This window comes from Shewanella sp. WE21 (genome assembly GCF_002966515.1).
GTDB classification, from domain to species: domain Bacteria; phylum Pseudomonadota; class Gammaproteobacteria; order Enterobacterales; family Shewanellaceae; genus Shewanella; species Shewanella oncorhynchi.
The window spans coordinates 2,673,618-2,686,561 of record NZ_CP023019.1; the positions used below are offsets into that span (position 1 = coordinate 2,673,618).

15 protein-coding genes are annotated in these 12,944 nt (G+C 45.9%); 8 read left to right on the top strand and 7 right to left on the bottom strand.

Annotation, left to right across the window (positions count from 1 at the left end; all coding sequences use genetic code 11):
- Positions 1 to 67 precede the first annotated feature (67 nt).
- The 5 genes from lptB to CKQ84_RS11625 are packed head-to-tail and all read right to left on the bottom strand — an operon-like array spanning position 68 to position 3,422.
- Complete coding sequence (gene lptB, locus CKQ84_RS11605) at positions 68 to 799, bottom strand: LPS export ABC transporter ATP-binding protein (protein ID WP_105251392.1); 732 nt, start codon at positions 797 to 799, stop codon at positions 68 to 70.
- Positions 796 to 1,350 (bottom strand): lipopolysaccharide transport periplasmic protein LptA, encoded by a 555-nt coding sequence (gene lptA / locus CKQ84_RS11610; RefSeq protein WP_105251393.1) that lies wholly within the window; start codon positions 1,348 to 1,350, stop codon positions 796 to 798. The genes lptB and lptA overlap by 4 nt, the downstream gene beginning before the upstream one ends.
- Complete coding sequence (lptC, locus tag CKQ84_RS11615; RefSeq protein ID WP_105251394.1) at positions 1,337 to 1,897, bottom strand: LPS export ABC transporter periplasmic protein LptC; 561 nt, start codon at positions 1,895 to 1,897, stop codon at positions 1,337 to 1,339. Before lptC ends, lptA begins: the two co-directional genes overlap by 14 nt.
- The gene (gene kdsC / locus CKQ84_RS11620) at positions 1,894 to 2,445 is read right to left on the bottom strand and encodes a 3-deoxy-manno-octulosonate-8-phosphatase KdsC (RefSeq protein ID WP_028759542.1); all 552 of its coding nucleotides are present in this window, start codon (positions 2,443 to 2,445) and stop codon (positions 1,894 to 1,896) included. Before kdsC ends, lptC begins: the two co-directional genes overlap by 4 nt.
- Entirely contained in the window at positions 2,445 to 3,422 is a 978-nt protein-coding gene (locus CKQ84_RS11625) for a KpsF/GutQ family sugar-phosphate isomerase (protein WP_105251395.1), read from the bottom strand. Before CKQ84_RS11625 ends, kdsC begins: the two co-directional genes overlap by 1 nt.
- A 643-nt stretch (positions 3,423 to 4,065) precedes the next feature.
- On the opposite strand from CKQ84_RS11625, the gene mlaF reads away from it, so the two are divergent.
- Genes mlaF through murA form a run of 7 tightly spaced genes read left to right on the top strand, consistent with a single transcriptional unit; the run spans position 4,066 to position 8,697 of the window.
- Positions 4,066 to 4,884 carry a phospholipid ABC transporter ATP-binding protein MlaF gene (gene mlaF / locus CKQ84_RS11630; RefSeq protein ID WP_063882287.1) on the top strand — a complete coding sequence of 273 codons (819 nt, stop codon included), beginning with the start codon at positions 4,066 to 4,068 and terminating at the stop codon, positions 4,882 to 4,884.
- The gene (mlaE, locus tag CKQ84_RS11635) at positions 4,881 to 5,666 is read left to right on the top strand and encodes a lipid asymmetry maintenance ABC transporter permease subunit MlaE (RefSeq protein ID WP_105251396.1); all 786 of its coding nucleotides are present in this window, start codon (positions 4,881 to 4,883) and stop codon (positions 5,664 to 5,666) included. Before mlaF ends, mlaE begins: the two co-directional genes overlap by 4 nt.
- 56 nt (positions 5,667 to 5,722) lie before the next feature.
- Positions 5,723 to 6,196 (top strand): outer membrane lipid asymmetry maintenance protein MlaD, encoded by a 474-nt coding sequence (gene mlaD, locus CKQ84_RS11640; RefSeq protein WP_028759401.1) that lies wholly within the window; start codon positions 5,723 to 5,725, stop codon positions 6,194 to 6,196.
- 11 nt (positions 6,197 to 6,207) lie between these two features.
- A complete protein-coding gene (locus CKQ84_RS11645; RefSeq protein WP_105251397.1) occupies positions 6,208 to 6,870 on the top strand; it encodes a phospholipid-binding protein MlaC in 663 nt (220 codons plus the stop codon).
- Positions 6,867 to 7,151, top strand: coding sequence for a lipid asymmetry maintenance protein MlaB (locus CKQ84_RS11650; protein ID WP_105251398.1), 285 nt, complete (start codon positions 6,867 to 6,869; stop codon positions 7,149 to 7,151). Before CKQ84_RS11645 ends, CKQ84_RS11650 begins: the two co-directional genes overlap by 4 nt.
- 19 nt (positions 7,152 to 7,170) lie before the next feature.
- Positions 7,171 to 7,428 (top strand): BolA family protein, encoded by a 258-nt coding sequence (locus CKQ84_RS11655; RefSeq protein ID WP_006086065.1) that lies wholly within the window; start codon positions 7,171 to 7,173, stop codon positions 7,426 to 7,428.
- A gap of 9 nt (positions 7,429 to 7,437) precedes the next feature.
- A complete protein-coding gene (gene murA, locus CKQ84_RS11660; protein WP_105251399.1) occupies positions 7,438 to 8,697 on the top strand; it encodes a UDP-N-acetylglucosamine 1-carboxyvinyltransferase in 1,260 nt (419 codons plus the stop codon).
- Between the two features lie 98 nt (positions 8,698 to 8,795).
- On the opposite strand, the gene degS is transcribed toward murA, so the two are convergent.
- Entirely contained in the window at positions 8,796 to 9,878 is a 1,083-nt protein-coding gene (gene degS / locus CKQ84_RS11665) for an outer membrane-stress sensor serine endopeptidase DegS (RefSeq protein ID WP_105251400.1), read from the bottom strand.
- Between the two features lie 115 nt (positions 9,879 to 9,993).
- A complete protein-coding gene (gene degQ, locus CKQ84_RS11670) occupies positions 9,994 to 11,346 on the bottom strand; it encodes a Do family serine endopeptidase DegQ (RefSeq protein WP_105251401.1) in 1,353 nt (450 codons plus the stop codon).
- A 412-nt stretch (positions 11,347 to 11,758) separates the two neighbouring features.
- Here degQ and zapE point away from each other — a divergent pair, with 412 nt between their 5' ends.
- Positions 11,759 to 12,871: a cell division protein ZapE gene (gene zapE, locus CKQ84_RS11675; RefSeq protein ID WP_105251402.1), complete on the top strand. Its 1,113-nt coding sequence runs from the start codon at positions 11,759 to 11,761 to the stop codon at positions 12,869 to 12,871.
- Positions 12,872 to 12,944: the final 73 nt, after the last annotated feature.

Consider the following 12,944-nt stretch of genomic DNA (forward strand, 5'->3'; position numbering starts at 1 on the left):
GCTTATTATTATCTTGAGTGAAGCCCAATGGCGGTATAAATTGCCTCCATTGGCTTCGCTCGATTAACTATAGCCTGAATTGTTCACCTAAGTACACAGCCCTAACTTGCTGATTGTCTAAGATCTCTGCAGGAGTTCCTTCGGCAATCAGGTTTCCGTGACTCACAATATAAGCATGTTCACATACATCTAATGTCTCGCGGACATTATGGTCTGTGATCAGTACGCCAAGGCCGCGACTTTTGAGTTGTTCGATAATCTTCTTGATGTCGATAACCGAAATAGGATCGACGCCGGCAAACGGTTCATCGAGCAAAATGAACTTAGGATTAGCGGCTAAAGCTCGCGCAATTTCGACGCGACGACGTTCGCCACCCGACAATGACATGCCTTGGCTGTCACGGATGTGGGTGATATGAAACTCTTCGAGCAGATGTTCTAGTTCTTCTTCTCGTTCTTCGTTTTTAAGTTCTTTACGAGTTTGCAGTACTGCCATGATGTTGTCATGAACAGTTAGCTTACGAAAGATACTGGCTTCCTGCGGTAAGTAACCTATGCCTTTGCGGGCACGCAGATGCATAGGATCTGCGGTTAAATCATCATCGTCGATAAAGATATGTCCCTTATCGCTCTTCACTAGCCCGACAACCATGTAAAAAGTCGTGGTTTTACCTGCACCGTTTGGACCGAGTAGGCCAACGACTTGACCGGTTTTTACCGTCAGACTGACGTCTTTAACCACTTGGCGACTCTTGTAACTTTTCGCCAGATTTTGTGCTCTTAAGGTGATTTGGGTCATTTAGAGTCCTGCTTTTTTACAGGTTTATCCGCCGGAGCGTCTGATTTAGCATCATCTTGATAGTTTTCAGGCTGAATAATAGTGATCACGCGATCGTCACCACTGCCAGTACTCTCGGCCATCAATTTCTGTTGAATCATGTTATAGCGGATTAAATTACCTGTAACTTGGCTACCCGCTTGATCTAATGACGCCATACCTTTCAGTGTTAAGGTGCGGCTTGCCATATCGTAACGAATTTCTTTCGCGCTTGCCGATGCTGGGCGACCATCGTCTAATATCTGGCTATACGTAGCAGGGTTGCCTGTGGCGACCAAAGTTTTGCTATTTTCACCTTCAGCGGAAAATGCACGCAGTTCATTTGCTTGGATTTTTATTGAGCCTTGGGTAACTTCAACTGGACCAAAGAAGATGATCTGGTTGTTTTTGATATCCGCAGTTTGGCTCACAGCTTTAATTTTGACTTCTTGCTTTAAGTCGCCGACTTTCGCGAAAGCACTCATGCTCATAATTAGCATTAGGCTGGCAAGTAATACGTTATTTTGCTTCATATGTTCCTACTACCTGACTGGTCAATTGCACTTCTTGCGCGTTGAGGTCGGCATAAAGGCCTTGGCCTTGAATATTAAAATCTTTCCCTGTGACGTAAATGGTACGGTCAGAGGTCATTATCATAGTGTTGAGATCGAGTTCCAGATAACTGGTGGACAAGGTCTGAATCGGTTCTTCTGGGCTAATGGCATCGATAATAACATTATTTTCTAATACAACCTTGCCAGTTTCCTTGTTTAGCTTGCCCTGATCTGCCCTGAGCTGCCATTGTGCTTTACCTTGGTCTGGATAAACAAGATAAACAGGTTGAGTAAAGAAAGTTTGATTCGTTGAATCATAATGTTCCATGTGTTTCGCCGTCACACGGCTATTCACTAGTCCTTGCTCATTGAACTCAACACTGCGCAGATCTTCAACGATGAAATCTGGGGTATTTTGATCTTTTACTCTGTTATCGGAATCACCGCTGTGTTTGTTCTGGACCTGCCAGTAAAGCGCTAGTGCGGTTCCAAAAAAAGCGATAATCGCGAGTGTCACACGACTCATATACTCATTCCATGGGCCGAAGTGAATTTATTTTGACTTAGGAGTAACAGATCTGTGAGTTCACGCAGTGCACCGTGGCCACCATTGAGCGTAGTCACAAAATGGGCGTGTTGGCGTACATAGGGGTGGCCGTCAGCAACACTGACCGCTAAACCGACGACATTCATCACGGGGAGATCGACAATATCATCACCGATATAAGCCACTTCTTCTGGGGTGACACCATAAAGTGCGAGCAATGCTTCATAGGGCTCGAACTTATTGTCTACGCCTTGGTAAATATGGGTAACACCAAGGGCTGTCATACGGTTTTCAACGATTTTGGATTGACGTCCTGTGATCACGGCGAGGTTGAAGCCGCTGGTGAGGAGTGAGCGCACGCCATAACCGTCACGGGTATGGAAGGCTTTGAGCTCTTCGCCACTATTGCTCAAGTAAATACGGCCGTCGGAAAACACCCCATCGACGTCACAAATCAACAGTTTAATCTTTTGCGCGCGTTGCCACACATCATCACTGATTGGGCCGTAAAATCCTTGCTGTGGCATTAAATGACTCCTGCTTTAACCATGTCTAGCATGTTAAGAGCGCCGATAGGATGGCGATCTTTATCGATAACAATTAATCCGTTGATGTTTTTTGAGTCCATCACTTGCAGCGCTTGGGCGGCCAATACATTATCCGTGATCGTGACGCAGTTACGGGTCATCACATCGGCAATGGGCGTCGTGCGTAAATTCACTTCGGCATCGATAACGCGGCGTAAATCACCATCGGTGAAGATACCAACCAGCTTGCGCTGATCATCGATAATCGCCGTCATGCCTAAGCCTTTCTTGGAGATTTCGTACAGAGCTTCTGTGATGCAAATATCGTGGTTGACGAGCGGTAAGTCATCACCGCTGTGCATCACATCACTGACTTTTAACAGCAACTTACGTCCTAAAGCACCGCCGGGATGGGACATAGCAAAATCATCACGGGTAAAGCCTTTAGCTTGTAGTAGCGCAATGGCGATGGCATCGCCCATCACTAAGGTCGCGGTAGTGCTCGACGTTGGGGCAAGTCCAAGTGGGCAAGCCTCTTCTGGGACTTCGATACATAAATGCACTTTAGATAATCGCGCCATATTCGATTCGGGTTTACCTGTTACCGCGATAACGGGCACGCCCATACGTTGGATGACCGGCATTAAGGTGAGGATTTCGCTCGACTCACCGGAATTTGAAATCGCTAAAATCACATCGTTATCGGCTAATACACCCAGATCGCCGTGGCTGGCTTCACCCGGATGCACAAAAAATGCGGGCGTTCCTGTGCTGGCGAGGGTGGCAGAAATCTTATTGCCGATATGGCCCGATTTGCCCATTCCCATGACAATCACTTTGCCTGTGCAGTTGAGGATCAACTCGCAAGCTTCTGCAAATTCAGCCGAATCAACATATTGATAAAGATTGTCTAGGGCTGACTTTTCAATGTCGATAACTTTACAACCCCATTGGCGCAGTTGTGATTTGTCTACCATGTCTATCTCTCTTTTTGCATTGTCTTTGTCGCCCCATTGATGGGATTGGAATAGCACAATTTGGTACGCGATAAAGATGATATGTAATAGGCTTTCTGCCAAGTATTAGTTTGTTTTCAGACAATTTAGCTTATGTCTTACTGTGGTTTATTACCGAAAACAGCAAAACAATTGCGGCAGGCTAGAGCGATTGATCCGACTCGTCAAGTTCAGCTGCGTTAGCTATTCACGCACAATAACGTGTTTAGCGGCAGAAGGTCTTGAGCAATATCATCGTCTTTGTCGTTTATTTCAATGGATTTATTCCATATCGCAGCGGGTATTACCCTATGGGATGCCTCTATTGCGCAATTGCGTATCGACTCTCCCCGATAAAAGTGGGCAAAGAGTGAGCTAAGTGCGAACGAATTAGCCAATACTGCCAATTCTGCAACTAGGTTGAAAACATTAAGTAACATTTTACCTGTGCAGAGTGAAAACTTAGGGCGCATTTTCGCTGTAAATGAGGCAAATTGAAAGTATCGCAGGGCGATAGTGTCGATTCGGTTGTAGGTTAAAGCGCAATTACGTACAATTTGCGGCTCTTCGATTGGTCAGTCTCGGAAGACTAGGATCACCTCATTTGCAAATGTCGGAATCAAGCATGACTCAAGAACAAACGCCGTTGGTTGAGATCCGTAATTTGGGGTTTAGCCGCGGTCAGCGTGTGATATATGAAGATATTAGCCTGTCCATTCCAAGGGGCAAGGTGACGGCGATCATGGGGCCGAGCGGCATAGGCAAAACGACCCTGTTGAAATTGATTGGCGGCCAATTAACGCCTGACCATGGACAAGTGTTATTCGACGGTCACGATATCCATGGCGTGAGTCGCAATGAATTATTTAGTCTGCGTAAGCGGATGAGCATGCTGTTTCAAAGTGGCGCGCTGTTTACCGACATTAATGTGTTCGATAACGTGGCGTTTGCACTGCGTGAACATTCTGGACTGCCTGAAGACATTATTCGCACTATCGTGCTGATGAAGCTTGAAGCCGTAGGTTTACGTGGTGCAGCTCAGATGATGCCAAGCGAGTTATCCGGTGGTATGCAACGCCGCGCCGCATTGGCTAGAGCCATAGCGCTTGAACCTGAAATGGTGATGTACGATGAGCCTTTTGCAGGGCAAGACCCAATATCGATGGGCGTGTTAGTAAAGCTTATTCGTGAGTTATCCGATGCGCTGAATCTGACTTCAATTGTGGTGTCCCACGATGTGGATGAAGTGCTTGGCATTGCCGATTATGTATATGTGGTGGCTGACAAAAAAGTCATCGCCCACGGTACCCCTGAAGAATTAAAGTACGCTGATAATCCGCAGCTGAAACAGTTTATTCAAGGTGCTCCGGACGGCCCTGTGCCGTTCCATTATCCGGCAAATGATTACCAGCAAGAATTAATGGCAAAAGGAGTTGGCAAGTGAAGTTAATCGACAGTATTGCCGACTTAGGCCGCAGCGCGATTGAGTTAGTGCTCGGCTTTGGCCGTGCAGGCCTTATGCTGTGGGGCGCGATTTTTCGCTGGCCACGCGTGCGTAAAGGTTTTCCATTATTAGTGCGCCAGATTTATGTGGTCGGTGTGCAATCTATGGTGATTATTTTAGTCTCAGGACTCTTTATCGGCATGGTGCTCGCACTGCAAGGCTACAACATCTTAGTTGGTTTTGGCACTGAAGAAAGCTTAGGTCCTATGGTGGCGCTCAGTTTACTGCGTGAGTTAGGGCCAGTTGTTACCGCGTTATTGTTTGCGGGACGGGCGGGTTCAGCATTAACTGCTGAAATTGGTTTAATGAAAAGCACTGAGCAGCTTTCCAGTTTAGAAATGATGGCGATTGACCCATTAAGGCAGATTATTGCACCGCGCTTTTGGGCTGGAGTGATCAGTATGCCATTGCTGGCGTTGATGTTTACCGCTGTAGGTATTTATGGCGGGCACCTTGTTGGCGTGGAATGGAAAGGGATCGACAGTGGTGCGTTTTGGTCGATTCTGCAGGCGTCTGTCGAATGGCGTCAGGACATAGTTAACTGCTTGATCAAAAGTGGTGTGTTTGCCGTAGTGGTCACTTGGATTGCGTTATATCGCGGTTATCAAGTGATCCCAAATCCGGAAGGCATCAGCCGTGCAACGACCCAGACTGTCGTTCAGTCGAGCCTCGCTGTATTGGCATTGGATTTTTTACTGACAGCCCTGATGTTTGGCCGCTAACGGAACACTGCGGATTTCGACACAGGTTAGATGGATTAACAGAGTGGTAGCTGAACATGTTGACACGAAAAATTGAATTATTAGTGGGTGTGTTTCTTTTAACAGGATTGGCCGCTTTTTTGGTCTTAGTCTTTAACGTCGCCAATATTGAAGTGAAAAGCAGCGATAGCACTTATACCATACAAGCCAATTTTACCAACATTGGTGGTTTGAAGGTGCGTTCGCCAGTCAAGGTTGGCGGTGTTGTCGTTGGCCGAGTGAGTAGCATAGATTTAGACCCAGTTAAGTTAGTGGCTGTGGTCACATTAGTGATGGACAAGCGTTACGATAAATTCCCTGAAACCAGTAGTTTAGCCATTTTGACTTCGGGTTTGTTGGGCGAACAATTCTTAGGGTTAACACCGGGTTTTGTCGACGATGATGTCAGTATGCTGAAAGATGGCGATAAGATTGACGACACTCGTTCGGCATTAGTGTTGGAGGAGCTGATTGGTCAGTTCTTATATAGTATGGGTTCGAAGGATAAATAGGGGTTACCGCTATGTTTAAAAACTTATCTCGTTTTTTATTGCCGTTAGTGATGGTTTTAGGGGCAACGAGCGCAGTCGCCGCTGATGTGGTTGTCGATACGACAGATCCGTATGCCATGGTGAAAGCCGTTGCCAATAAAACCTTCGATCGTTTTCACAAAGATAAAGCATTAATCGATGCAAATTCAGACCATTTAAAGGTGATTGTTCGTGAAGAACTCATGCCTTATGTCGATTATAAATACGCTTCTTATAAGGTATTAGGCCAATATCTTAAGGATTCAACCGAAGAGCAACGCAATCGTTTCGTCAATGCTTTTGAAGGTTATTTAATCTCTACTTATGCTCAAGCCTTTACTGAATATACTAATCAAAAAGTGGAATTCTCACCTGGGATTGATTTCAGCAAAGAGAAAATGGTCGATGTAAACGTGCAGATCATCGAAGCCGGTCGCCCACCGATTAAACTATTGTTTAAGGCGCGCCGTTTAAAGGATGACTCATGGAAAGCATTTGATTTAGTTGCCGAAGGTGTGAGCTTACTGTCTTCTAAGCAGTCGGAAATCTCTAATCTAATTCGCCAACAGGGTATCGATCCCGTGATTAAGATGCTCGAAGATCGCACTAAAGAGAAAGTGGTCATGAAGGCTAAGTCTGGGAAGTCACAATCGTGATTGAATTTGTGCAACAGGGGACAGTTTGTCATCTCAAAGGGCGCATAACCCAAGCCGATGTCATTACACTTTGGCCACAGCGACAACAACTGCTAAATGAGTCAACCCAGATATTGTCTCTGTCTGGGCTCGAATACAGTGATAGCGCTGGCATGGCATTTTTGCTGGCGTTAGTGCGTGAACATCGCAGCCAACTTGTATTGAGTTCTGCTTCACCACAACTTAAAAAACTAATTGATTTATATGATTTAGATGCCTTCTTTACCGAAGAAGCGCATTGAGAATAGGGTAATAGATTTCATGGAATGCAGCTTAATCGAACAGATTTTACGTGATGCGTTAGGGCTTGAAGAAGTTCACGCTAGCTCGGATGGTAGCCATTATAAAGTGATCGCCGTAGGTGAATGCTTCGATGGTATGAGCCGAGTCAAACAGCAACAAGCCATTTATGCACCGTTGACGGCACACATTGCCAGCGGTGAATTACATGCATTAACGATCAAAACTTTCACGCCGACTCAATGGAAACGCGAAAAAGTTTTCAACATGCCTAGCTAGTGAGGAAAAGTGGATAAACTAACAATTCAGGCAAGCCCCCCGCTTGCCGGTGATGTGATTATTTCGGGTGCTAAAAATGCAGCTTTGCCTATTCTGATGGCGGGTGTATTGGCTGAAACCGATTTTGTGGTTTCTAACGTGCCCAATCTGCGTGATGTGAGTACGAGCTGTAAATTATTACGCTGTCTCGGCGCTGAAGTGACAGAACTCGGTGACGGACAGATCCGCATTTCTACCACTAATCTGAATGAGTTTTGCGCTCCCTACGATCTCGTGAAAACCATGCGTGCTTCTATCTTGATCTTAGGGCCGTTATTGGCTCGCTATGGTACGGCTGATGTGTCATTGCCTGGCGGCTGTGCCATTGGCGCAAGACCAGTGAACTTGCACTTACATGGCCTCGAAATGATGGGCGCCAAGATTGAAGTGAAAGAAGGTTATATCAAGGCCCGTGTTGATGGTCGTCTTAAAGGCGCACATATCTTTATGGACATGGTGAGTGTTGGTGCCACCGAAAACTTACTGATGGCCGCAGCATTAGCCGATGGCGAAACCGTGATTGAAAACGCGGCACGCGAACCTGAAGTGATCGATCTCGCTAATTGTTTAATTGCTATGGGTGCAAAAATCACTGGTGTAGGTAGTGCGACACTGCGTATTCAAGGGGTTGAGCGTTTACAGGGCTGCAATTACCGAGTTATGCCAGATCGTATCGAAACCGGTTCCTTCCTCGTTGCTGCCGCGGTGACCCGTGGTCGTATTCGTTGTTTAAAAGCCGATCCTGCTTCACTGGAGTCGGTTATCGCAAAACTTGAAGATGCAGGCGCGACGATTACTACGGGCGAAGATTGGATTGAGCTCGATATGCAGGGTAAACGTCCGAAGGCGGTGAATATCAAGACGGCACCTTATCCTGGTTTCCCAACCGATATGCAGGCGCAGTTTTGTGTGCTCAATGCCTTAGCACAAGGTACGGCAACCATAACTGAGACTATCTTCGAAAATCGTTTTATGCATGTGCCCGAACTTATCCGTATGGGCGCTACCATGGAGCTTGAAGGCAACACCTGCATCATTCAAGGGATTGAATCTTTAAGTGGTGCTCAGGTAATGGCGACGGATTTACGTGCGTCAGCGAGTCTAGTGATTGCGGGCTTAGTGGCCGATGGTAAGACGATTGTCGATCGTATCTATCACTTAGATCGTGGCTATGAGCATATTGAGAATAAGTTTCAAGGTTTAGGCGCACAGGTTGTGCGTATTCAGTGATCTGTTACTGATTTAAGCTAATTTTGAATCATTAAAAAAACCAGCTAAAAGCTGGTTTTTTGTTTTCTGCAGTTGAGCTTGTAATACTGAGTGGCGCTCTAGTTATCGATCACAACCTTCTCATCGATAATCACAGGTAACTCTTGTTGTTTACCTTGGCGTATCACAGTCATCATCACTTTCTTACCCGGTGTGGTTTCAGCGATGCGGTCCATTAGCATTTCAACGCCTGGCACATCTTCACCATCGTATTTAATAATCACATCCCTTGGCATTAGCAGGGCTCGGGCCGCAGGGCCATTAGGATCGACACCCGTAACGAGCACACCTTTTAGATCGGGTAGATTAAGGATTTGTGCTACCACAGGATTAATCGGCTCGCCAGAAATTCCTAAAGCGCCACGGATCACGCGACCATTTTTAATCAATTTACCCATAATGCTGTGGGCTAATTTAATCGGGATAGCGAAGTTAATCCCGTGGCCGCCGCCTTCTTCACCCACTTGGAATGCTGCGGTATTGATACCGATAAGGCTGCCGTTAGTGTCAATGAGTGCGCCACCCGAGTTACCCGCATTAATCGCTGCATCGGTTTGTAGGAAGTCTAAGTAACCTGAACTTAAGCCGTTACGCCCCGTGGCACTGATGATGCCTTGGGTAATGGTCTGGCCTAAATTGTAGGGATTACCAATAGCGAGTACGACATCACCGACTTGAGGCGGACTGTCGAGATTAACGGGGACAATTGGTAAGTTATCGCCTTCAATTTTAAGTACCGATAAATCGGTTTCAGGATCGAAACCAACCACTTCAGAGGTAAATTTGCGTCCATCTTGCAGGGCGACAACAATCTCATCGGCCTTCTTAATGACATGATAATTAGTGAGAATATAACCTTCTTTACTCATTATCACCCCAGAACCTAGACCTTGAAGTGAGCCTGAATTAAGCGGGCGATTCTGATCTATGCTGAGGCTATAAATATTCACAACGGCAGGAGCTGCACGGCGTACCGCCTTGGCAAAGGATAGCTCGACTGTGTTGTTGGCACGGGTTTGTAGCAGACTACTACCGAGGGATTGGTTATCGAAATAACGTGTCACCAATAAAAACATGGCCGCCATGATAAGGCCGAAAAGGGTGGCTTTACCGAGATATAACAGAGTGTCTTTTATAGTCATGGCAGGATGGATCTAGAAAAAGGTGAGTTAGATTAACATGTTTAATCGATGTAAGCATAGGGAACCTAAGCTCCCTATGCTTATCTATGGCAGAAAAAATGGCCTATTTTGTCGATTAACGTAGGACTAAATACAACATGCTCTTATCACGCATTATCTTCAGTGCAACGGCACCTTCTTGATCTTTAAGTTGTGCTTTAAGTGTCTTAAGATCTTTAATTGCAGTACGGTTAATACCGACAATCACATCTCCTTTTTGTAAGCCACTCATGGCCGCTGGTGAGCCTTGTGCGACATCGGTAATTTCAATGCCCTTAGATGAGTTTTCTAAGGACGCACCTTGCAGCATAGGATGCACGGCACCAGCCGCTGTTTCACTGGTTTGGCTCGCTTCACCTAAGGTCACTTTAACTGTTTTCTTATCACCGTCACGGATGAGTCCTAACTCAACGTTAGCACCTGCACCCATAGTGGCGACTTTAGCCCGCAGTTCTTGGAATGACTTAATACCACGGCCATCAACGCTGATGATAATATCACCTGCTTTTATACCGGCCTTCTCTGCGGCACTGCCCTTGGCTACTTCATTCACGAAGCCGCCGTGTTGAGTGTCTAAACCGAAACCTTGGGCGAGTTGGCTATCGAGATCACGTCCCGAAATACCTAATACACCGCGGCGTACTTCTCCGTGTTCGGCAATTTGTGCCACGAGGTTTTTCACCATATTAGCAGGGATGGCAAAGCCAATACCGACGTTACCGCCGCCCGGTGCTACGATTGCGGTGTTAATCCCAATTAACTCGCCGTTAAGATTGACGAGTGCGCCACCCGAGTTACCACTGTTAATCGCGGCATCAGTTTGAATAAAGTTTTCCAGCATTTCAATGCCTAAGCCGCTACGGCCTAAAGCACTAACAATGCCCGAGGTGACGGTTTGACCTAAACCGAAGGGGTTACCAATGGCAACGGCAAAGTCACCTACGCGTAAATCATCGGAATCAGAGGCTTTGATTGCGATGAGGTTTTTCGCTTCAATTTGCAATAATGCGATATCTGACTCTGAGTCAGTGCCAATCAGTTTTGCTTTTACTTCACGGCCGTCATGAAGACCAACTTGAATATCATCAGCACCGTCAATCACATGGTTGTTCGTGACGATATAGCCTTTTTCTGCGTCAATAATCACGCCTGAGCCTAAGCCTCTAAAAGGACGTTCTTGCACTTGCTCTTGTGGCGCATTAGGGCCGAAAAAGTAACGGAAAACATCAGGTACTCTTTGCTTAGAAACATGAGTCCCCGTTACCGCTACTGATACGACTGCGGGCGTCGTGCGCTCAAGCATAGGCGCAAGACTTGGAATGGATTGTCCCTCAACCGTCTGTGGAATGGCGGCCTGTGAGACGACAGGCATTATAGTCAGGGTAGCGGCTAACATTGCGGCTGAAAGTACAGATAATTTTGTTTTCATCTATTCATAACTCCAAATAAGGGTTGAAAGATCTGGATGTAATGCATCAGCAATCGTGCGAGTGCCAGATCAAATCTGTATCGGTACCGGCTATTTGCCTAGGTAATCACTCTGACTCGCACCTTATTGAAAAAGTTCATTATATTAATAAATGTTAATTTTTTTAGCCTATTTTATCGGCTGTTTCATACTTGTTTCCGAACAGAAATCTGTGGGCGATATTAGGATTTTTCAAGCCCTAATATCAGCAGATTTTGCCGATTAAAATGACCTACAGCATAGATGGTTATTAGACGTTTGTATGCAGTTTAGCGTTAAGGTAAAAGTCGTATTCTGCATTAATATATCCTGCGTCATATTGGCCGTGCTAATATCGTCACAGTTTTAATAAAGGACATAAGAGAATTTAAACGTGCCTCAGTTAAGCCCTTGGCAGCATTATCAAAAAGATCTTACCCGTGACGGTTTTTCCCATGATCCGGCTCAAGAAATTGCCGTTAAGGCGTTACAACGCGTCTATGAAGACTTAACTACGGCAGAAGAGCCTAGTTCTATTGTGGGGAAATTGTTTAGCGCATTAGGCTTAAAATCGGCACCAGCATCACCTAAAGGCCTGTATCTTTGGGGCGGAGTTGGGCGCGGTAAAACCTACCTGATGGATACTTTTTTTGATGCCTTGCCTGGTGAACAAAAATTGCGGGCTCACTTCCATCGCTTTATGCATCAATTGCATTTAGATTTGGACGAGTTAAAAGGCGTTCGCGATCCTTTGTTGGTGATTGCGAAAAAGATGGCCGCAAAATATCGCGTTATCTGTTTCGATGAATTCTTTGTCTCTGATATTACCGATGCCATGCTATTAGGTACGCTGTTTCAAGCGTTATTTAAAGAAGGCGTTGTGCTGGTTGCAACTTCGAATATTATCCCCGACGACTTATATAAAAATGGCTTACAGCGCGCACGTTTCTTACCTGCGATAGCCCTAATTAATCAACATTGTGAAGTGCTCAATGTGGATTCTGGCATTGATTATCGATTGCGTACCCTTGAGCAAGCAGAGATTTATCATCATCCATTAGATGCACAAGCTGATGCCAATCTGATACGTTATTTTAGCCAGTTAGCGCCTGAGTCTGAGGTGCTTACTGCTGACATCGAAATAGAAGGCCGCAGTATTAGTATTCGGCAGCAGGCGCAGGGCGTATTGTTGGCCGATTTTAGAGCGCTCTGTGATGGCCCGCGAAGCCAGCGTGACTACATGGAACTTGCGCGGATTTATCATACTGTTCTCGTGAGTGGCATAGAACAAATGGGCGCCTTTTTGACTGGCGATGACATCGCCAGACGTTTTTTAGCTATGGTCGACGAATTTTACGAGCGCAATGTAAAGCTGATTGTATCGGCTCAAGTGCCACTCGAAGATATTTATGCCGATGGTTTGCTTAACTTCGAATTTAGGCGTTGCCGTTCACGCTTAATTGAGATGCAATCCCACGATTATTTAAAAACCGAACACCTGCCGTAACCCAGTAGTGTAAGAGTTTTGCATTAGCTGCGGCCTTAAATCACCAGAGGCTTGTTAATCCTTAGGATGACAA